The sequence below is a fragment of the Planctomycetia bacterium genome (assembly GCA_016795155.1).
Taxonomy (GTDB): Bacteria; Planctomycetota; Planctomycetia; order Gemmatales; family HRBIN36; genus JAEUIE01.
Genome location: JAEUIE010000022.1, coordinates 68787 through 89877, shown reverse-complemented (window position 1 = coordinate 89877; position 21091 = coordinate 68787). Strand labels below are relative to the sequence as shown.

The 21091-nt window shown below is 51.3% G+C and carries 15 protein-coding genes; 9 read left to right on the top strand and 6 right to left on the bottom strand.

The window, feature by feature from the left end; genetic code table 11:
* Positions 1 to 10: 10 nt before the first annotated feature.
* The 4 genes from JNJ77_09280 to JNJ77_09265 form a co-directional block, all read right to left on the bottom strand.
* On the bottom strand, positions 11 to 223 hold the full coding sequence (locus JNJ77_09280; protein ID MBL8822765.1) for a hypothetical protein: 213 nt from the start codon (positions 221 to 223) through the stop codon (positions 11 to 13).
* Positions 220 to 732, bottom strand: a complete 513-nt coding sequence (locus JNJ77_09275; GenBank protein MBL8822764.1) for a hypothetical protein — start codon at positions 730 to 732, stop codon at positions 220 to 222. Before JNJ77_09275 ends, JNJ77_09280 begins: the two co-directional genes overlap by 4 nt.
* Before the next feature lie 190 nt (positions 733 to 922).
* The gene (locus JNJ77_09270) at positions 923 to 1195 is read right to left on the bottom strand and encodes a WXG100 family type VII secretion target (GenBank protein MBL8822763.1); all 273 of its coding nucleotides are present in this window, start codon (positions 1193 to 1195) and stop codon (positions 923 to 925) included.
* Positions 1196 to 1270: 75 nt separating this feature from the next.
* Positions 1271 to 2290 (bottom strand): type II secretion system F family protein, encoded by a 1020-nt coding sequence (locus JNJ77_09265; GenBank protein MBL8822762.1) that lies wholly within the window; start codon positions 2288 to 2290, stop codon positions 1271 to 1273.
* Between the two features lie 308 nt (positions 2291 to 2598).
* On the opposite strand from JNJ77_09265, the gene JNJ77_09260 reads away from it, so the two are divergent.
* From JNJ77_09260 to JNJ77_09245, 4 genes are all read left to right on the top strand, one after another.
* A complete protein-coding gene (locus JNJ77_09260) occupies positions 2599 to 3267 on the top strand; it encodes a hypothetical protein (protein ID MBL8822761.1) in 669 nt (222 codons plus the stop codon).
* Between the two features lie 246 nt (positions 3268 to 3513).
* Positions 3514 to 5550: a hypothetical protein gene (locus tag JNJ77_09255; protein ID MBL8822760.1), complete on the top strand. Its 2037-nt coding sequence runs from the start codon at positions 3514 to 3516 to the stop codon at positions 5548 to 5550.
* A 978-nt stretch (positions 5551 to 6528) separates the two neighbouring features.
* Positions 6529 to 6705: a helix-turn-helix transcriptional regulator gene (locus JNJ77_09250; protein MBL8822759.1), complete on the top strand. Its 177-nt coding sequence runs from the start codon at positions 6529 to 6531 to the stop codon at positions 6703 to 6705.
* A gap of 29 nt (positions 6706 to 6734) precedes the next feature.
* Positions 6735 to 7949 carry a Gfo/Idh/MocA family oxidoreductase gene (locus tag JNJ77_09245; protein ID MBL8822758.1) on the top strand — a complete coding sequence of 405 codons (1215 nt, stop codon included), beginning with the start codon at positions 6735 to 6737 and terminating at the stop codon, positions 7947 to 7949.
* A gap of 412 nt (positions 7950 to 8361) precedes the next feature.
* Here JNJ77_09245 and JNJ77_09240 read toward each other — a convergent pair whose 3' ends face one another.
* Entirely contained in the window at positions 8362 to 8916 is a 555-nt protein-coding gene (locus JNJ77_09240; GenBank protein ID MBL8822757.1) for an RICIN domain-containing protein, read from the bottom strand.
* A gap of 331 nt (positions 8917 to 9247) precedes the next feature.
* On the opposite strand from JNJ77_09240, the gene JNJ77_09235 reads away from it, so the two are divergent.
* The 5 genes from JNJ77_09235 to JNJ77_09215 all read left to right on the top strand — a co-directional run bounded on the left by JNJ77_09235 (position 9248) and on the right by JNJ77_09215 (position 18251).
* Complete coding sequence (locus JNJ77_09235; protein MBL8822756.1) at positions 9248 to 9793, top strand: hypothetical protein; 546 nt, start codon at positions 9248 to 9250, stop codon at positions 9791 to 9793.
* Between the two features lie 261 nt (positions 9794 to 10054).
* Positions 10055 to 10996: an ATP-binding cassette domain-containing protein gene (locus JNJ77_09230; protein ID MBL8822755.1), complete on the top strand. Its 942-nt coding sequence runs from the start codon at positions 10055 to 10057 to the stop codon at positions 10994 to 10996.
* Positions 10997 to 11027: 31 nt separating this feature from the next.
* Complete coding sequence (locus JNJ77_09225) at positions 11028 to 13022, top strand: ABC transporter permease (GenBank protein MBL8822754.1); 1995 nt, start codon at positions 11028 to 11030, stop codon at positions 13020 to 13022.
* Positions 13023 to 13071: 49 nt separating this feature from the next.
* Positions 13072 to 15309, top strand: coding sequence for a Gldg family protein (locus tag JNJ77_09220; GenBank protein ID MBL8822753.1), 2238 nt, complete (start codon positions 13072 to 13074; stop codon positions 15307 to 15309).
* 41 nt (positions 15310 to 15350) lie between these two features.
* Entirely contained in the window at positions 15351 to 18251 is a 2901-nt protein-coding gene (locus JNJ77_09215; GenBank protein ID MBL8822752.1) for a DUF4340 domain-containing protein, read from the top strand.
* Between the two features lie 9 nt (positions 18252 to 18260).
* Here JNJ77_09215 and JNJ77_09210 read toward each other — a convergent pair whose 3' ends face one another.
* Positions 18261 to 21068 carry a PAS domain-containing protein gene (locus JNJ77_09210; GenBank protein ID MBL8822751.1) on the bottom strand — a complete coding sequence of 936 codons (2808 nt, stop codon included), beginning with the start codon at positions 21066 to 21068 and terminating at the stop codon, positions 18261 to 18263.
* Positions 21069 to 21091: the final 23 nt, after the last annotated feature.

Below are 21091 nucleotides of genomic sequence, written 5' to 3'. Positions count from 1 at the left end.
TTGGTGTTCTCTATTTGCAGTCCTGATAACAGGCCTGCATCATGCGTGACAAATCTTCCTGTGCCTGCATGGTTGTCTTCAACTGGTCGACCAGCGGCTCGATGAACTTTCGTTCAAAATCCTTCCGCACCTGATCGTCCCAGCAGGCTTTGGTTTCTTCCCACTTGATGAGCAGTTTTTTGAGTCCGTCCTGAAGCTGTACCGTGCCTACTCCGGATGTCATGGCTTGGTACCTCCGGCAACAGCGACAGGCGCCTGCAGTTTCAGATACTGATCCAGGCTTTGTATTTTCTGATCGAGAAATGCCAGTGCACGCACCATTTCCGTCTCAGCCTGCACGGATAAACCCTGTCGCGGGCCCAGGTAATCGTTCACCTGATGTTCTAACCGGGGCTTCCATTTCTTGACGTTGGCTACTTTCACCTCGGTAGCCTGCCATTTTACCTTGGCTTTCCGGGCGTCTTCTTCTGCAACGGTGGCGTCGATTTTGTGACCGAAAGCGCGGCCCAGTTCCTTGCGCTTGAGAATCTGTTTCGCTTCCACGTAGGCTTCATGCCTTTTCAGTTCTTCCATTTTCCAATGCTGCTGCTGCTGCTCAAGAAAACGAAAGGCTGAAGTTATCTCACCTTCGGTGGTTGAGAGTGCAATGATGATCTTTTCCTGCAAATCGACCCAGGCAGCACGGAATTCGGTCAAGGCATCGACGGAAGTTACATTGGCTCCGGAACTCATAGCACCTCCATCACCACAAATACTCCTACATCACTTGAGTGATGTGACTATTTAATGCCGAGAGATGTGGCAGGGTTATGCATGTACTCATGCATGACCCTGCAAAACTACTGAGTTTTGCACATCCAGCAGGGTCATTCGGAGTACCGAATAACCCTGCCACGGCTAATCGGCTGGCTGACGCGTCTGCTCATCGCTGCTGCAGATATTCTTCAATGCGCTTGGCTTTGCGATGCAGGAACGGCACGTGCTCGGTGGCCGCAGCGGTAAATCGCTGCACCATGATTTTCAGTTCCTGAAACGCTGTCAGAAACTTTTCGTGCTCCTGGTCACGCCAGGTATCACCCAGGGCATTGAGTTGTGCCTGCAGCACGGTTTGCCCGGTCTGGATAGTCTGTGTGAAGTTCTGCAACTGTTGCGCGAAACGCTTGAGCGCTTCCGGATCTGCTACGGCTTGCGGCATGATTAATTCCTCAACGATGCAGGATTGCGAGTCTGCATGATGTATTTACATTCTAACGCAAACTGGATGCCAAGTTTATCCAATTCCGCTCAGAGCACTGACATATTGGCTGAAGATGTTGAAAATCAGAACGATGATAAAGATGGCTACCATCAGCCAGACGAGCCAATAGGCTGCGGTAGCGAGTATTTTGAGACGTGCTTCAGCAATCTCGCTGTATTGTTTTGCCTGACGGGCAAAGGTTTCAGGCTCTTTGCCGCTCACTTCGGCAGTGTGAACCACATCCACAAACACTTCGGGGAAAATATGCTGCTCCCGCAGGGTATCTGCCAGGGTTTCACCACTTTTCAGCATCGACTGAGCAGGAACCACCCTGGCGATGTAGGCATGATTACTGGTAGATTCCAAGGCCAGCTTGATGCCGGTTTCCGGAGCTACTCCTGCTTCCTGTGTCACCGACATGCCCAGGGAAAACCGGGCTAATGCCAATGCTTCGAGTGTTGGCCCCAGTGCATAGAGCTTCAATGCCATGCCATCAATCAACGGCCCACGCCCCACAACATTTCGCAAAACATAGATTCCCACGAAGATGGCAAGAACAAATCCCCAAACGCCAAAGAAGAAGATGGCTGCTCCCTTGGATCCCTGCAGACCAAAGACGCTCATGCCATGTTTGCCATCACCCAGAATACCTAACAGCCAGATCAGAAGTGTGACAACCAGCGTTGCCAGCACGAACTGAATGCAAGGCCAGGTGATCTGGGCAACAAATTTCTTCCAGAGACTGAGTTGCATGGAAAAGAAGTGTTCCAACTCTCGAAGCACTTCAGGAAGATTGCCTGTCTCTTCTGCAACTGCACCCAAGGATAGATAGAGTGGGGGAAAATACTCTTTTTCCTCTTCCAAGGCATCCTGCAGGCTTTCTCCCGCTTTCAGGCTGGCAGCCAGCCTTTTGGCTACCGGTTTCATGGCAGCCGGTCCTGATTTTGCCTGATGACTCATGACCTGTGGCAACGTCAAACCTGTCTCCAGCATGTGACGGGTGGCCCGACAATGTTCAATCAACGCTGCCAGCGGAAGTTGTTTGGAAAACACACTGACCTCGTGTTTCGATTTATCCCCCTCTCCCTCCTGGGGAGAGGGGCTGGGGGGTGAGGGGAAATTTTTGTGGCGTAAGCCCATCGTCTTGATTGCAAATGATCGTAACACGATAGGCTTACGCCATGAGATAAAACCCCTCACCCTAACCCTCTCCCCGAGGGGGAGAGGGAACTACTTCTCTATTAAACCGACGAACCAGCATGATTGCCAACAGTCTCTGAGATTTTCCCATGCCTCTGGAAATAAAGAATCCGTCTCTTAGTTTAATAAGGACAAAAAAGTCAATGTTTCTGGAGACTGCCATGTTGCGTCTTGCTGTTGCACTTTTAACCTCGCTGATGCTGTCCAGCATCTGCCATGCTCATTTCCTCTGGCTGTTGCCTGGCGACAAGCCTAACACCGTGAAGCTGGTCTTCAGTGATAAGCTGGCTCCCGATGTGGACAATGCCGAGCTGATTGACAAAGTAAAGCAAACTGGTCTCTACGTTCACGATCCAGCCACCAAGCATGTTGATCTGTCGATGGAAAAGGGAACCGCAGCCTTCGTTGCCGCATTCCCAGAAAAATCCCATGTCATTCGAGGCAAGTGTACCTACGGCGTATTCCAGCGGGGCAACAATCCGCCCATGCTCTTGAACTATTACTGCATTTACAAGAATGGCGACTTGAAAGACTCCGCCTGTTTCCATTGTCAGCCTTTGCAAGCTCGTGAAGACAAGACTGGAACGTTTATCGTGGAATATGAAGGCGATCCGGTAGTAGACTCCGAAGTCGTTCTCGTTGGTCCCGATGGATTCAAAGAACTCAAAGGCAAAACGAACAAGGAAGGCGTCGTCACTTTCGATATGAAAGACGCCCCCAAAGGTCTGTATGGCTTGCGTGCCAGACACATCGTCAAGGAATCCGGCGAACACCAGGGGAAGAAGTATGAAAGCATTACGAATTATGTGACGCTGGTGTATCAACGATAAGTAACTCTGGTTGTGGCACTGCTTTCGGTATTCCGAAAGCAGTGCTGTGTTATGCATAGATTTCGCGAGGTCCAGCACTGCTTAACGAGTAGGTGAAGCAGTGGCACGGCAACCGTCTATGGTAAATCAGAGCCACCCTGCCGCTAGAACGCTAGAACTCAGCATAACGTAATTTTGTTTGCAATCAGTTTCAGAGAGATTAGTATATCGACCTGCTAATACGACTTTTTCAATTCTGAGGTTACTATGTTCACTCCTCGAAACGCTAAAGGTTTACGTAGAATTCCATTGCAACTGGAAGTTCTGGAAGATCGCACAGTACCTGCGATAGTGATTAACGGAACACCAGGCCCCGATGTTATTACTTCTGCAATGTTCCCGATTGAAGGTTCAACCCTTTACCGCGCTGAAGTGTACTTGAACGGTGAGACAGTGCTTAGTTATACCGGCAAGTTATTCAGCAACGGGTTCGGCGTTCATCTACCGGAACAACTGATCGTCAATGGAATGGAAGGCAACGATCAGATTGATCTATTCAACCTGCGTGATCCTGAGCCAACTTTCCCGGGTCAGTTCCTGCCAACGATCATACACGGTGGTCCAGGAGATGATGTGGTAACGGGCACCGTGGGCCATGATGTTATTTATGGAGATGCTGGTGCGGATCGACTGAATGGTCTGGCTGATGAAGATGTTCTGCACGGCGATGAGTTCGATCTTTCGTTCAATGGTGGCGGCGGCAACAATGTCCTGGCATTTGATTCCTTCTCAGGTACGCTTCGTGTTACCGCCACGCGAATCAATATGAATGGAAACATTCTCACAGGACAGAACTACCTCAACATCGGCGCGCTCGATGTTACGGGAAGTGAGAACGACGATGTCTTTGATTTCGACCAGTTTCCGGGATATTCTGTCAAAGTGAGAGCACTGGGCGGGAATGATGTCATTCGTACGATTGCGCAGAGTATTCAGTTGGATGGCGGCGAGGGGGATGACAACATTGTTTCACGTGGACAGTATTCCAGCTACTACTTTGACAGCATACATGGCGGGCCAGGCAATGATCGAATAATTGCTGCCTCATCGCTCAGCATTTATGGGGATGAAGGCGATGACTTTATCGATGTGCGTTCTGCTCCCTTTGATGTCAACAGCGCTGGTATCTACATCTTCGGCGGAGACGGCAATGATACCATTCACGGCTCCAACATGATGGATTATCTCTATGGAGATGCTGGCGACGATATCATTCGGGCACACGGCGAACTTGATTTTTTGACAGGTGGGGAGGGAGCAGACATTCTGATCGGCGGTGAGGGAGATGGTTTCTTCGAAGTCGATGAGCAGGATATTCGCTGGGTGGGTGGAACAGGGTATGATATTGTCACATTCGTCGAGAGTGTCTCACAAGCAAATATAACGAATACACGCGTATTTCTTGCCAATCATACCGTTCGCGCTATCGACATGGATTTCTATGTCATCAATGGTACCAGTGGCGATGACACCCTGCTGGCTGGCTCATTTGGAGGAGGCGTCTGGTTCACCGGGTTTGAAGGGAATGATAGGCTCTCCGGAGGATACGGTGGAAACAATCTGCTCTATGGTGGCGAAGGCAACGATCTCTTGCTGGGCGGCCCCAGTAACGATGAACTGGTTGGCGATGAAGGTGATGATATTTTGCTGGGTGGTGATGGCCCTGACTTTCTCTTCGGCGCCGAGGGCGTCGATCAGCTCATTGGTGAAGCGGGCGACGATTTCCTGGCTGCAGACATCAGCGACAGCATGCTCGACGGCGGATCGGGCGTGGACTTCATCAGCTTTCAATCGAATCATCAAACCGTCTTGGTTACAGACACTTTCTTCGAACTGGATGGGGTACTCATCCCTGCCGCAAGTCTTGAAGGCGTCAGCTTGTATGGCACGAGCGGTGACGATATTCTAGATGCTTCCACTTTTTCGGGATCCGTGGAGTACTGGGGGTCGGCAGGCAACGACACGATTACCACCGGTTACGGAAACGATCTCATATACGGTGAAGATGGCGATGATTTCATTAATACGGGAGCAGGCGACGACACCATCTACGGCGGCGCGGGCGATGATGTGATCAATGCGGGGGAAGGCAATGACTACCTGGCTGGCAATTCAGGCATTGACACCTTGATCGGCGGTTCCGGTGCGGATATGTTTCTGCGTGATTACGACGATATCATTGCCATCCTGGAAGCGCTGCTTTGGGATTTCAACGAACTTGAAGGAGACATCCTCTTCTTCTGACCAAATGCGTCAGCCAAGTGCCCGGATCATTTTGAGATTGACAAGTGGTGGCAGGGTCGTGAATGTACTCATTCTCGACCCTGTTGCTGAGGAGTAACTTCTCCGCGAGACTTCAGGGTCGAGCGGAGTACCGCACGACCCTGCCACGGCTGATCGCTTTGGGCAATTAATCCGGGCACCCGGCTGCCCCGACGGGCAGGTATGCTCCCATGCCATAGGTTATTTCCGTCTAACTATGCTGGCTCATAGAAGCACTCTTGCCAATTTCCCTCACCGCCGCCTACTCAATCATTACAAGGGCGATCAACTCCGCACTGGATTGATTGGAAACGATGCCGACTGATCCGTAGTGAGGCTAACGAAAGTTGTTTCGAGAATTCGACGGCCGAGTACGGCCAGACTATGGCACCAGCGCACAAAGCAACTTGACAAGTTTGTCATAAGCGATAGGATGTATTTATCATTAAGGGCCGGCTAGTCAGCATGCGCCACGACTTGCCACTCTTCACTAGTCTGTGAAAGGGTGACTCATGCCTTTCGAGGTTGTTGTCGGCGCGAAAGCACAACAAGAGTTCATCGAGTTGCCGTTAGTTATATAGCAACGTGTCAACAAACTCTTTCATCGGCTCAGTAACTGGCCCAATGTGAGTGGAGCTAAACCTCTTCGGGGCGACTTGGCTGGCCATTACCGACTTCGTACGGGTGACTATCGGTTGCAGTTCTTCGTTTCGGACAACCAGGTAGTCATCGAAAAGATCGGCCATCGTGACGGCTTTTACGAGGACTAAGTTGATGCCTGCACAAGTCACCAAACGAATGATCCAACTGGTTAAGGGCAGACGATATGTTCTGATCGAAGAAACAGAGCTGCTTCGATTAGAAAGACGTGCTGCCCGGACCCTGTCGTCACCCCTTCCGGCCTTCCCCCCGGCCGATGCCCAGGGCAACCGGCCTGCAGTGGAGTTCGCCCGCGTTTCCATGGCACGCAATATCATGCAGCGGCGGCAGGCCGCCGGGTTGACGCAGGAAGAGTTGGCTAAGCTGGCAGGAGTGAGGCAGGAGACGATTTCCCGATTGGAAAGCGGCAAACACTCACCTACCCTTCGAACGCTCGAGAAACTCGATAGAGTGTTGCAAAACACTCGGGTTCCATAATTGGCCGTAACTAACAAAGGAACGATGCCATGCCCTCTCGCCGGCACTTTGTGATGACAACCGCAGGAACTGCACTGGGTTGGGCTGCCTCCTCGCACGCCAATTGCCTCGACAGAATCCGTATTGGTCTGATCGGCACGGGCGGCAGATGTCGCCATCTGCTGCAAACCTTGATGAAATCTCAAAATGCCGAGGTGGTAGCCATCGCTGATGTGTGGGATGGCGCGCTGGCTGCGACCCAGAAGCAACTCGGCAGAGAAGTAGTTGCGGATCGTGATGGACGCAGGATTCTTGATCGCAAAGACATCCAGGCGGTACTGATTGCCACGCCGGATCATCTGCACGTTCCGTGGACGATCGCCGCCTGTCAGGCCGGCAAAGATGTCTATGTAGAGAAGCCTCTCACGCATAATCTCGAAGAAGGGCAATCGGTCATCGATGCGCAGAATCAGCATCAGCGCATCGTGCAGGTGGGCATGCAGCAACGGAGCATGCCGCATCTGATCGAAGCGTATGAGCAATACGTCAAGGCTGGGAAACTCGGTCAAATCTTCAAAGCCCATCTGTCCTGGAATCGGTGGGCCGCCCAGCGGGGTCGGGCCAAATACGATATCAGCCCCAACCAGGTGGATTGGAAGGCATTTCTCGGCACGGCTCGCGAGCAGCCTTTCGATGCCTATCGCATGCGCGAATGGCGCTGGTTCTGGGACTTTGGCGGCGGACTCTTCACCGACTTGATGGTCCACTTCCTGGATGTTTTTCACTGGATGGCGGGCGTCAGCAAGCCGAGCCGGGCTTGGTCGATGGGCAGCTCGCAGCATTCGCAAGGCGACTGGGAAACGCCGGACACCGTGCAAACGCTGCTGGAGTATCCGCGTGCCAACCAAACCCCCATTCAGGTTCACTACGAAGGAACTTTCAGCAACGCTCACTACCGTGCCATGCTGACGCTGATGGGAACCAAAGGCACGTTGTACCTGGACAGAGGTCGGTACGAATTCCAGCCCGAGGGCGGCGGCCCGCTGGAGAGCAAGGTGCTTGCGACCAAACCCACTTACAAGGGGGCTGACTTCTATGACAAGCCTGATGGCGAGTTAGTGCATCTGGAGAATTGGCTCGCTTGCATCCAAAGCAGAAAGGCGCCAACAGCCCCCGCGGAGACAGGTGTAGCGTCGGCTGCGGCTGCGCACCTTGCCAACATGGCCCTGCGTTCGGGGAATGTTGCGAGCATGCCTGGGAAATAGAAAGGCTTGCTCGATGAGGAAGAGGTGGATGCCCAGGGCAGTCCTCCGCACGGTGGAGTGGCACTGCTTTAGGTACTCCTCAAGCGGTGCTGGAAGTGCAGAATATTCGCGTGTCCCAGCACTGCTTAACGAGTACGTGAAGCAGTGCCACCCTGCCGAATCGAGTTCGTACTCCTGCGGACTGCCCCTTCGCCTCCCGAGGCTCCTGACTTCACCTTTCGGTGACGCCAGCTCGCTTGGCTACAGACCGGAGAACGACTGTCTGAAAGGACTTCCACCTCCTGATTCATGAAGTTCGTCAACGCACTGGCACTGCTTTCGGTATTCCGCAAGCAGTGCTGGTTGTGCAAAATCTTCGTGTGTTCCAGCACTGCTTTACGAGTACGTGAAGCAGTGCCACCTACTCAACTGGCTACTGTTTCTTCTTAGGCGGCTGTTTGGAATTCGATGCTTTCTTCGATTTGGTTGATTCGAGTTGCCATAATTGGGTATCATTTCCCACAAATTTTGCCTGAATAACTTTGATGTTGTCCTCTTTGGAGTTTTCCTCCAGAGTAAGAACCATGTTGCTGTGTAACACCACCAGAGAGAAATAGCCATCTTTGGTTTTGTTCAACTTCCAAAGCTGATTCTGGTTATCCTTACGGTTTGGATTCGAAGTGTATAGCACCAGAGGGGCACCTGCTATGATGCTTCGATTCGGCACATCCAATACATAGCTGCTTTTTCGATTTGCCACTTGGCAGAAGTTACCGAAAGGTACGATCTGCCATTGCTGGGTTTCGGATCGATCTTGACGAGTGAACTGCACAATTTTAGCGCGAAGGTCTCCGGAGCCATTCTCGACATCCAACACTTTTCCTGACGCTTTGTTGATGATCCGGTAGTATTCAATTTCTTGCGTGCTAGTGGTGCCCTGAAGAAAGAACAGCACGTAAACGACCACAAGTAGTTTGGAAGTCCACATGACACAAACTCCTCATATTTGAAACGATACTATCACAGAGGTTGTCGAGCAGCAAGCTACAACGCACGGGTGCCATCGTTTGGCGGTACTCCGGCTAACAATGCCGAGGAATATGATAGTTCCGTCCTGGTTAGGTCGAGTACGACCAAACCAGGGCACCCGAGCAACTCGCGAAGCGAGTGAAGTCTACTGCCGGCTTGGCACTGTTACGAAGTACCGAAACAGTGGCACCCGTGCAGTGCCACATAGCCCCATTTTGCTTTAGCGTTTGTCCTCCATCTCCGTTAAAATGACGCTCAAATAGTAGTACCCATCGTACAAGGAGTAAGTCATGGCTCATTTCTATCGGTTTAATCCACCCTTTGTCAGCCAAGGCAGCGAAGCACATTGCTGGGCTGCAGCTATGGAATCGTGGCTGGCCTGTGTTGTTGGTGTGTTTGGCGAGAAAGGCGGCACCTGGAATGGCATCAGCACTGAAGTTGATGGCAGCGCCTGGCGGAGAAGGCGACAGACTAAGGATAAACTACTCAACGACTACAAGGACCAGGAAGATAGCGATGGCTCTCTGAAGGGACACTCCATGGAGCCCTACCGAACGTTAGCGTTGGACTACGGCATGGAGATTGATTTCCTCGATCCCGCAAAGTTGACACTTGCCTACATGCGAACCAAACTGGAAAAGTTCGGTCATCTTTACATGACGTATTTTTCAAACGTCATGCGACATGCAGTCGTCGTCTATGGCGTTTCCGATGCAGATGGGCTTGCTGTCATGGATCCCAACCCCGATGTTAAATACACCCATCGCAAGATTGAGTTCTTCAAAACGCCGGAGCGACTCAAAGAGTGGATCACCGTTGGGTGGGCAACCAAGTGATAAAAACCACTGGTTGCGATGCCTTGCACGGATACTTCAGCGACTAAGCACCGAGGCAGTGCCACTCATTCTGACAAAAACAGTTATTTAAAAGGCTGGTAGACAATACTCACGCTGACTACTAAAATTTTCGGTGTCGATTCATCGGCAATTCAGGCTGCCAATGCCTGACGGCAGGGAGAAATATCTACTGTCGACTTTCCTTAGAATTATAGTCCTCGCGTTATCACTCCTCATGGGAAAGTCTCATTCATGAGTCATATGATCGAAGTTCACCAACTGACGAAACAGTTTGGCCAGGTCATCGCTGTAGATAATGTCAGTTTCTCAGTCAAAAAAGGGGAAGTAGTCGGCTTCCTCGGCCCTAATGGCGCCGGGAAATCGACCACCATGAGAATTCTGACTACGTATATTCCTGCAACCAGTGGCACCGCTACGATTGCGGGCTACGACATTATGAATGATTCGATGAAGGTACGTGAAAACCTGGGCTACCTTCCTGAGAATGTACCGCTGTACGCTGAAATGCGAGTGATTGAATACCTGCAGTTCAGGGCTCAGATCAAAGGGGTTGACCGAAGTAAGCGACGTGAACGGATCGATTACACCATTGATCGCTGTCGTCTGGAAGGTGTTCGCCGACGCCTGGTGGGCACGTTATCGCGAGGGTATCGGCAACGTGTCGGATTAGCCGATGCCCTTTTGTCTGATCCCCCTTTATTGATTCTTGATGAGCCAACCGCAGGGCTTGATCCCAATCAACAGAACGAAACACTGAAGCTGATTCGTGAACTAGGGCAACAGCATACGGTGCTGCTGTCTACTCATATTCTGCCGGAGGTTGAAGAGACCTGCCAGCGGGTCATCATTATTTCGCAAGGCAAGCTGGCACTCGATGATCGGCTGGATGCACTGCAGAAGGAAACGAGCATCGTCATCGAAGCACGTGGTTCATCGGTTGACCTGAAGCAAGCACTTCAATCACTCGATGGAGTGACCGCGGTGAAACCCATCACTGCAGAGATGGTCGATGCAGGAGTTCACGCGTTTGAAATTCAAACTCGTGAAAATACTGACATCCGGGAAGCAGTTGCCTCTCGCGTTGCAGAACGAGGTGCTGTATTGCGCCGTCTCGATTTGAAACGTCAATCGCTCCGTGATCTGTTCATGCAGATTACCACCCAGCGAAGTTCCGCTGCTTGATTCAGATTACAATGCCATGGAATCGAACAGTATGAGTCAAGATACTCTCAAACAGAATGATGCGAGTTTCAGCACGCCATCCCGTGTTGACCAGGATACGCCAGCATGGGTCAGGGTTGTCGGTCTGGCAGGCAAAGCTGCCTTTATTCTTGGCTTGCTCATGTACCTGTGGAATGCATGGGTTTATCTGTCGCCCGTCAAAGCTGCCACGGAAGGCGCTGGACTGACCACGGAACCATCGTCACGCATCTACCCGTTGGCCATTCCACTGTTTGTGCTTGGCATTATCATCATGCTGTATCACGCCAGCCGTGAACGTGATCATATTCAGCGAAGAATCATGGGCATCCTGGGCATCGTGTTCTTTTGCCTGGGTGTATTGTTTGCTACACAACTTCTGGCGAGCGAAGCCATTAAAAACTGGCTGATGACGTATCCTGAACCAAGTCTTGAGACGGCCAACAGCCGAGGTAAATGGGGTGGCTTGATTGTAACCATCATCATGGCCCTGGTGCTTTTCAAAGCCTGGATTGCACCTTTTATTCGTGCTGCTGCAGGGTATCGTGTTTCGCTCTTGGGCTTATCTGCGTCATGGGTGAAGTATCTTGGCAAACCTCTGGTGGCTGCCAACACGCTGTATGGAGTAGTTTTTTTAACGTTGCTGGTCGCCATCGCCTTTCTTTTGAAAGATCCACTACTGGCTTACAGCGATACCGTTCTTAAGTACAGCGAAGATAATCGCGTTGCTTATGGGCTAGGTTCGTATGCCCTGCTCTTCATGATGGTGGGTTTGCCGTTCATGCTGGTGATGGCGAACACCGAAGCGGAAGAGAGTCCGTGGGGTCGAGTGCCTACCAGCATCATAGGATTGGTAGGAATTGTTGCTGCCTTGATCGGGTTGCTTGGCTTCTGCACTGATCTGCTCAAGATTCCCGATTTCACTCTGCCTTACGGCTTTACACTTTCGATTCTCGGCCTGTTTTTAATCTCGCTGTATATTTCGCAGCGCAACAACTACAGCGAAAGCGGGCATATACTGGCACGTTGGACAGGTTATGCTGGCTTGATGGTGTGTGTGATTGCAGCACTCCGAAGCCTGCTCCCGTCTATCACGGAAATCACCTGGCTGCAGGATACTTTTGAATCGCTGGAGAACCTCAATCTCAAGGCTTACCTCGTTCCGAATGGCTTCCTCTACATGTTGCTGGGCGGCCTGTATTGCTTTGTCGGCTTTTTGTTTTGCTCTGAACGTAAGCTGATGATCCTGACACGGCGTGAACTGGCAAGCTTCTTTACCTCGCCTATCGGCTACATTGTTCTCGGAGCAACACTGGTGGTTGCCTGGTTCGTCTACTCCAATTGGGTTGATGAACTAGTGATGGCAACCAACATGGGTGCTGCGTTTCCCGAACCAGTGGTAGCACCCTATTTCTTCGATATGTGGATCATCATCTTCATGCTGATCGCCATCCCCATGATGACGATGCGTGTGATGAGCGAAGAGAACCGGGCTGGAACGATGGAAATCCTGATGACTGCACCGGTCGATGAGTTTTCCATCGTGGTCAGCAAGTTTCTGGCAGCCTGGCTTTATACGATCATGATTTTCATGACATGGGCGATTTACCCGCTGCTGCTTCGCATTGCCGGACAGGAAGCATTCGATTTCCGACCGATGATGAGCTCGTTGCTGGGTCTGTGTATCGTTTCCTTTGGCTTTGTGGCGATGGGTGTTTTCTTTTCGAGCATCACCAAGAACCAGATTGTCGCGCTGCTCCTGACTTTTGCAGGCATGCTCGCCATCTTCATGCTGTACTTCGTTGAGCAAACCTTATCGAGAAACCCGAAAGCTGATCCGAACAGTCCACTGTTTGAATTCCTGCGCTACATCTCGTTTGTTCATCATGTATTCCTCTCTTTTGCACGAGGCAAAGTGGAGTTCAAACACATTCTGTTCCATCTCAGTTTTGGCGCATTCTGGTTGTTCCTGACAATCCGAGTGCTCGAATCACGCAAATGGCGTTAAGACCACGAACTGATATCTGCATACATCCGGACTGTATTGAGGCGTCACCATGTCTGATATGACTTATAACACGAAACATTCTCGATTTGCCATGATCGTCATGTTCGTGTTGTCTGTGGCTGCATTGATCGGTGCGATCAGTCTTTTCACCAAGGCTTACAACCAGGTATCTGAAACGGAACCGAAATCAGCGCTCACCAAGCCTGAGAACGCCGGCGAAAAAGCACAATCAGCAGCATCGATGAGTTCTGCCTTCTCGCAGGCTACCGGCAATCCGTGGTTCTGGTTCTGCCTGTTGAATTTCATTGTTCTTTTGGGCTTGGGTTTGTTTTACCTGGCACGACTCTCTTCCGCAGAAGCTAGATCGCAGAGTTCACAGCAGGACAAGCAATGGGGCAAACTGGGTTTCTTTGCCATGTTCAGCCTGGTTGGGTTCCTGACTGTAATCTGCCTGGCTATTCCTTATACCTGGATGCGGTCAGGAGAACTGCTTAACCGTCAGGGTTGGTCAACGATGCAGCCCTGGCTGATTGTGCTTGCCTACGTGGTGGGTTTGGGAAGCATGTTTGCCAGCCTGCTGGCCATCAAATCGGAAGAACGCAGCAGTGCCGGGTTGCGTCGGTGGATTTATGGCTACAACGCTTTTCTCGGTGCGCTCTTGTTCCTGGCTATCCTGGGTGTGGTGAATGCCTGGTTTGCCTTGTATGGCCCGGAACCTTCAGACTGGACCAGCGAAAACATCTATTCACTCAGTCCTGCGACCAAGAAGCTGGTGAAATCGATCGAGAAACCGGTCAGAGTCTACGTCATCCTTCGACCTGATACTCTTCTGGAGCAGGATGTTCTGGGGACGCTCAACAACTGCAAAGCTCTCAACTCGCAACTGGAAATTGTCGAGTTGCCTCTGGTGCGAAGCAACGTCAAGCAGTTGGACGAATTGATCAAGAAATATGAAGTCCTCCGCGATGCAACAGGATTTGCTCAAGGGTTACTGCTGGTTCAGGACCCCAGCAGCAATACGCCGCTGTCCACGTTCATCAGTGAAGAAGATCTCGAAGAAGTGACTGGCGGCATGCGTGGCATGGGGCCGGGTCAGCGGTTCTACAAAGGTGAACAGGCCATCTATTCTGCACTACGCGATTTCAGACAGGAAAAGAAGAAAGTAACCATCTACTTCACCCAGGACAGTGGGGAGCTCTCCATCGATGAGAATGCTGCCCGGAATCAGCGTGAGGCACTGGCATCGAGGTCCATCGTGGCATTGAAACAGCGTATTGAGAAAGCAGGGTATGTTGTCAAGCCACTGAATCTTGGTCAACTGGAATCGGATGGCAAAACACTTTCTGCCATTCCCGAAGATGCCTTGATGGTAATAGTAGCTGACCCATTACGCATGACGCCAGAAAAGGCATCGGTACTCGAAAACTACCTCAAGCGCCCCAAGAAAGATGGCGTCGATTCGGGCAAGCTCATTGTTTTGCTCAATACACATTTTGGTCAGGATGGCAAAGTACTGCCAACTGGTCTGGAAGGGATTCTCAATACCTATGGAGTGCAGGTTGGGCAGGATGTGGTGTTTACGATTTCTGAACAAAATCCCATGCATGTACCTGTAGCGCCTGCTTCCATGGTAAGCAATCTCCCCACTGATGCCGAGATTTCTCAAAGTATCGAAGGCATCTTCAGAAACGCCACTTCGAATCTTGATTTCAAGGAAGCACGGAGCGTTAAACCTGTTTCAGCCAGCGTTGGATTTGATACTAAATCACTGTTATTCGCTGTGGCTCAGCCTATTCAGACTCCGTCAGGAACACGAATGTTTGTCTGGACTGAGAATCAGAAAATTCCTCAGCCTAAAGAATACCTTAAAAAACTGATTGAATCCAAGGACATCCTCAAGAAGATTGATTCCCACATTCCTCCCACGGTTGCAGTAACCGTTCGCGATCAGGGAGCACAACTGCCCCCTCAGCAGCCCGGCATGCCGCCGATGCCCGGCAAGCCGGGATCGCCACGCATGGTCGTGTTTGGTGATGCCTCCTTTATTACCGATGCTGAGCTGAGAACGTCGGGAGAAATGGGCGCGAATCTCATGTTTTCCTGCCTGGCCTGGGGACGAGGCAAGGCAGAACTCGATTCGGGCGATGTCAAACCCATCGAACGGAAGTCGTATCGGCTTCGCATGTCCAGCGAAACGCTGACGCGTGTCGTGTGGCTGCCACTCATCTGGCTGCTATTGGGCGTCATATTGCTTGGTGTCGGTGTTGCGATTCTTCGCCGTAGATAAGCTGCTTCAATCACACATCAGGATACACCTCAGGTGATGTCATGAAGATACGGAACACGGTCATCCTTTTTGGATTGTTTGCTATTGCCCTTTTGACTTTTGCTGCCTTCCAGTGGCTCAACATCAAAACCGGGGAGGAAAGCAAACACGCGGAACGGTTTGTCTTCCCTGATCTGAACCCGTTTAATCCTCGGAAAGAATCGCCGGAGCAGCCGAAAGATCCTTTCGCGAAGGACCAACCCAAGGGGCCTCAGCAGGCTCAGCCTGAAGAGTTTACCCGGTTCATTATCGATCGCTATCAGCATGAGGCTGGAAAGCATCAGCGCATTGAATTTCAGCGGAAGGCTTCCGGAAAAACTTCCAAGTGGACCATGGTTTCGCCTGTTCAGGTACGAACCGATGATGCACAGATCACTTCGTTGATCCGCTCGCTCATTACACTGGAAAGACCAAAGACCCGCGAGAAAGAACGCGACCTCGCCAAACTCGGATTAGACAAGCCTGATACCACCATCACGCTGACTCGTGGCGATAAGGATTATGTTCTATCTCTGGGTGCAACGGGGCCGGCCACGAAAGACCCGGTCTATTACAGCTTATCGTCTGATGGAAATAACAGGCCATTTCTGTTGGCCAAATCCAAGATTGAAAAGCTCTTTGATGATCTGGCGAGCTACCGCGACAAATCACTGATCAGTTCCAGTTTTGGCCACAATGGACTGAAACTGGCAGGCACTGCCCGCCCTCTGATGGAACTGGCAAAGGATAAAGACTGGGTATTCAAACAGCCTGCCCTGGGCGAGGCTGATACGCCTGCAACGGATGAACTCACCAGGCAGCTTTCGGGCATTCGCGTCGAGAGAAATGAGGATTTTGTTCTTGATACTACTGATCAGGCGAAATTGGCCGAGTATGGAGTCAGTGATGACAAGCCTGTCTATACGTTTTCCATCACACAAAATCCCATTGATCCCAAAGACAAACCCGTGGTTGAACAAGTGCTGATAGGGAATGCCGATGAGACTGCCATCAGGCAAGCAAAGCAGGCACGCATTGCAGCGCTGGTTGTGGATTCGTTGACGTCTCCGACAACAGCACTTGCGGCTTATGTTGCCCGCGACAAGCAACCCGCTGAACCTGCCTATTATTACGCCAGGCTGGCTGGTGATTCTTCCATTGTTCGCATCCCTGCTCGTAACATCCCGATCCTGAAGAAATCGGCTGATGAACTGCGGCTGAAAAACCTTGCCAAACTCGATAATTCGAAAATCGATGCGGCATACATCTCTACCGGCAGCGAAAAGATTCGCATCTATCGGCCTGATCTTCAGGGCGCAGCATCCTGGGATATTTACGCCAATGATCGAAGCATGGTCAAGTGTCAGCCTGCTGCCATTCAGTCGTTGCTGGATGCAGTGGCCAAGATTGAAATCAAGGATGTGAGAGCATTTCTGGACGATGACGCCAAACTGAAAAGCTGGTTTGGCGATGCATCGATTGATCTGGGCCTGGACAAGCCTGTTGCCACCATTGAACTGTGGAAAGAAGGCATCCTGCGTAATAAGGACAACAAGCCCGAAGGCGACAAAGAGCCGAGATTGCGAGACGACATCAAGGCGAAGCCCACTGTCAAATTGACCATCGGCAAAAAAGATGATGCTCGCAAAGTGGTTTATGTTAAACGGGAAATGCCCGATGTGAAGCCCGTTATTCTGGCAGTGCCTGATCCATTCGTTGCAGGCGACAGCGCTGGAGCCATGCAGGCCAACGCTGCACCGCCTGATGGCAGACAACTCTATTCTCTCAGCAACCTGGCAACACGGGGATACCTGGCATATCGCGATCGTTCTCTGCCAAGTTTTCGACTGGATCAAGTGACTGGTGTGGAAGTAAAACGACCCGATGTTACCTATGTCCTGGAACGCACTGAAGCCAATGATGAACGAGGCAAGCTGGCAGCAACATGGAAGCTGACCAAGCCCGTTGAAGGTTCGCCTAACGCTGGAGTTGCTGATTATCTCATCTCCAGCCTGATGGGCGCCAGTTCAGACAACCTGCTCAATGACCAGGCAACGGAAAAAGTCATGGATGAAGAGTACGGTCTGATCAAAACTCCACTTCTTCAAGTGGTAGTCAAAACCAAGCCTGACAGTGATAAGCCAGCAACAGCATACCAGAATGTCCCCAAGGCCCACCCTGGTGGCACTTTCATTTACACCATCGGCAAGAAAATCACCAACAACGCTCGTTACCCCAATCACTTTGCAGCCAGAATAGAAGCTCAATTACTTGATAAGTCAACTCCGAATTCCAATGCATTTGTGCTGGCGGTTCCAGCCAGCTTCGTGCAATCGCTGGATCTGGAGTTGCGCAATACGACGATCTACCCAGAAGAAAAAAGCAGGCCCGATTCGCTGAAACTGACATGGAATACCACCACTGCTGACAAGAAAACTATGGCCACTTCCTTAGAACTGAAGCTCAACAACGAGCAATGGGAAATTGTCAAACTGACCGAGAATGGCAAAGACAATAAGGCGTTGCTGCCCAAGCTGGAACAGGCCAGAATCAATGCTCTGCTTCGCTATGGACCACAGCCTGCACCAGGTGGGCCGAGCATCAACCCGTGGGTGGTAGATCGCTTTCTGCAGAACTCAGGCAAGGTGGATGCCAGCTACCGGCTTGACCCATCCAATGCTTCATTGCCTCCGCTGCTGACCATTGAGGCGAAATATTCCGATGGCAAAAGTCGAACCATTATTCTGGGTTCGCTCTTGAAACCCGATGATCGACTGCTGCCAGCCTGGAGTGGTTCTCAGTTTCACTATTGTGCTTCACCAAACCTTGCGGGGGCGGTGATGCTGGTACATGAACCCACCTGGCGATTGTTGATACAGGGGCCAGGATATTTTGCACCAGCAGAGCCTAAGCCTGCTCAGTGATCACGCCGACTAGTCTGCGAGAATGGGATCAATCATCGCGAGCAGGCTCTGCTGAGTAAAAGGCTTGCTCAGGAACTGGGCTTTTAAGTCTTCCAGTTTGGGCGCCAGTTCTCTGGAAAAATAACCACTGATGACCAGGACAGGCGTTTCATTGCCCTGTCTGCGCATTTCCTGCAAGGCCGACATGCCATCTCTTCTGGGCATGGTGAGATCCAGGATGACGAGCCTGAGCGCATCGGCATGCCGATCCAGTAATTCCAGTGCTTCTTCGCCATCCTCGGCTTCGATGACAGCAAAACCCCGTTTGGAAAGCAGTTTTGCCAGCACCATGCGAACGGAGGGTTCATCATCAACCACCAGAATGGTTCCCTGCTTGCGAACCACACTGGTCGGAACAATAGTGGGAACAGCATTCAGGCTGCGGGCAGCGGATGCATCAATGGGAAAATAAATACGGAAACTGGTTCCCTGATGGGGAACGCTCTTGTAGTGCAGAAAACCTCGATGGTTCCGGACGATTCCTGCGACGGCGGACAGGCCCAGGCCACGTCCAGTGAACTTGGTGGTATAAAAGGGTTCAAAAATGCGCTGGCCCACTGCATAGTCAATTCCCGATCCGGTATCTCTGACTTCCAGCCAGACGTATTCCCCGGCGACATGCTGCTGCACAAACAGACATTGCTGCAGTGCAGGTTCATCCAACGAGCGAATGCCGGTCAGAACATCAATTGTGCCACCTTGAGATGACATCGCTTCCGCAGCGTTCTGAACGAGGTTCAGCAAAGTTTGACGAATCTGGCTGGGATCGCCAGCAATGCTGGGTAGCCCGCTGCTCAGGTGAAAGTGCATGCGATGATGACGGCTGGCTGCAGAATTCAGGAGCGCCCGGGAGTTTTCAACAAGCTCGCTCAGGTTAAACGGGCGGTTTTCCAGCTTCCCTCGTCCTGCATACGCCAGCAACTGCTTGCATAACTCTGCTGCCTGTATGCTGGCCTGCTCCGATTGCTCGATCGCGTCCTGATACCTTTCCTGCTTCGAGGCTTCCTGTTTCAAGAGGGACAAATTCCCCATGATGACGGTCAGGAGGTTATTGAAATCGTGAGCAATGCCTCCTGCGAGCACGCCCAGGCTCTCCATTTTCTGCGTTTCCTGCATGTGTGTTTGCAGTTCCTGCATTTCCTGCTCGGCCTGCTTACGAGCGGTCAAATCTTCCGCGATGACAAAGTAATGTGGCTTCTCTTGATTCTGATAAGCAATCAGCTTGCTGCGAATGAACACCGGCAGTTGCGTACCATCACTTCGGGTAATGATCTGCTCTTCCATGAAGTCCAATTCGCCGTCGCTTGTTGCGTTTTTCGGATGCAGCAAGGTGTTCCAGGCCTTGAGGCTGTCCATGCTGCAGACATGGCTGCCAATCAACTCGGCCACTGGTAATCCTACCAGGTCTGCAAATGCCTGATTGCATTCCACGAGGAAGTGATCTGGATCAATGACTACCAGGCCGAGAGGAATATCCTGAAATAACTGATGAAAGTTCTTTTCAGCAGCACGCTGTGCCTGTTCCGCCTGCAGCCTGGGCGTGAGGTCAATGATGCAACCCACCATGCGCTCGGCTTGTCCATGCTCATCGCGAATTGCCAGGAAATTGGAATGTACCGTCAGATAATGTCCATCATGATGTCTGATGCGATAGGTAATATTCCCATGCATTTCCCTGCTTTGAATAAAGCGGTAGGCTTCATCAATCGTCCGCTGTCGATCTTCTACATGTATCAGATTCTGCCACCAGGCAGTGTTTGGAATGACCTCCTCAGCAGAGTAACCGAGAATGCGATAAACACCTGTGGATCGATAGACAATATTCGATTGAACGTTCCAGTCAAAAACAATTCCCTGGATGGCTTCGGTGGCAATGCGATATCGTTCTTCACTGAGCCTGAGTTCCTGCTCGGCTTTGATCTGCTCAGTGATATCGAGATAACATCCCGTGACTCTTCTGGCTTTGCCCTGCTCGTTTCGTTCAATGATGCCATGTAATTTCATCCAGCGATATTCGCCATTCTTATGACGCATCCTCAGCAGGCTGCGATACTGCCTATCGGTAGAAGCTAACACCTGCTGGTGCTCTTCAGGAATGCGAATGCAGTCATCGGGATGGTAGAGTGACTGCCCCCATTCCAGCGTTGGCTTTACTTCATGAAGTTCATAGCCCAGAACCCGAGTAATATTGGACGAGCGGCTGAAGACGTTGGTTTCGAGATCCCACTCGAAAGTCACGCCGTCAAACGCATCGGTCGTAACCCGGTAACGCTTATCGTTCTGCTGCAGGGTTCGATAGATATTCTGTTCAACTGTTACATCACGATAGCTGGCGACAATGCGAAGCGGCTTGGAAGTTCCCAATTCCCGGTGTACGACAGCCTGGCCGCGGATATCGCGATAGTCTCCGTCCTTGTGCCTGCAGCGCACTTCAACACTCAACTCAGTCTGAGTGCTTTGCAAAAGTTCCTTTACCGCTCGATCAAATTTATTCATGTCATCCGGGTGGATGACTTTTTTCATCCAGTCAACTCCATTGCCGATCTCATCCTGCCGATAACCAAGAATTCCTTCTGGGATGTTGATACGCGAGAAACGGCTATGGATCAGATCCCAGTCGATGATGACACTGTCGACCGCGTCCAGAATCATCTGATTCTGCAATTCCACCGTCTTGAGAGCTTCTCTGGCCCGGAGCAATTCATGATGCACTCGGGCGTTCTCCGAACGCAGCGCTTCCAGGTTTGAAACGGGATCAGCTATGACAGGACGATCCATGAATCCATCACAATGGAGTGGGA

Bases quoted from the DNA above. Each gene is read 5' to 3' on its own strand.
- JNJ77_09210 (MBL8822751.1), bottom strand. From the start codon at position 21,068: ATGGATCGTCCTGTCATAGCTGATCCCGTTTCAAACCTGGAAGCGCTG.
- JNJ77_09215 (MBL8822752.1), top strand. From the start codon at position 15,351: ATGAAGATACGGAACACGGTCATCCTTTTTGGATTGTTTGCTATTGCC.
- JNJ77_09235 (MBL8822756.1), top strand. From the start codon at position 9,248: ATGGCTCATTTCTATCGGTTTAATCCACCCTTTGTCAGCCAAGGCAGC.
- JNJ77_09255 (MBL8822760.1), top strand. From the start codon at position 3,514: ATGTTCACTCCTCGAAACGCTAAAGGTTTACGTAGAATTCCATTGCAA.
- JNJ77_09260 (MBL8822761.1), top strand. From the start codon at position 2,599: ATGTTGCGTCTTGCTGTTGCACTTTTAACCTCGCTGATGCTGTCCAGC.
- JNJ77_09240 (MBL8822757.1), bottom strand. From the start codon at position 8,916: ATGTGGACTTCCAAACTACTTGTGGTCGTTTACGTGCTGTTCTTTCTT.
- JNJ77_09275 (MBL8822764.1), bottom strand. From the start codon at position 732: ATGAGTTCCGGAGCCAATGTAACTTCCGTCGATGCCTTGACCGAATTC.
- JNJ77_09225 (MBL8822754.1), top strand. From the start codon at position 11,028: ATGAGTCAAGATACTCTCAAACAGAATGATGCGAGTTTCAGCACGCCA.
- JNJ77_09250 (MBL8822759.1), top strand. From the start codon at position 6,529: ATGGCACGCAATATCATGCAGCGGCGGCAGGCCGCCGGGTTGACGCAG.
- JNJ77_09270 (MBL8822763.1), bottom strand. From the start codon at position 1,195: ATGCCGCAAGCCGTAGCAGATCCGGAAGCGCTCAAGCGTTTCGCGCAA.
- JNJ77_09245 (MBL8822758.1), top strand. From the start codon at position 6,735: ATGCCCTCTCGCCGGCACTTTGTGATGACAACCGCAGGAACTGCACTG.
- JNJ77_09220 (MBL8822753.1), top strand. From the start codon at position 13,072: ATGTCTGATATGACTTATAACACGAAACATTCTCGATTTGCCATGATC.
- JNJ77_09280 (MBL8822765.1), bottom strand. From the start codon at position 223: ATGACATCCGGAGTAGGCACGGTACAGCTTCAGGACGGACTCAAAAAA.
- JNJ77_09230 (MBL8822755.1), top strand. From the start codon at position 10,055: ATGATCGAAGTTCACCAACTGACGAAACAGTTTGGCCAGGTCATCGCT.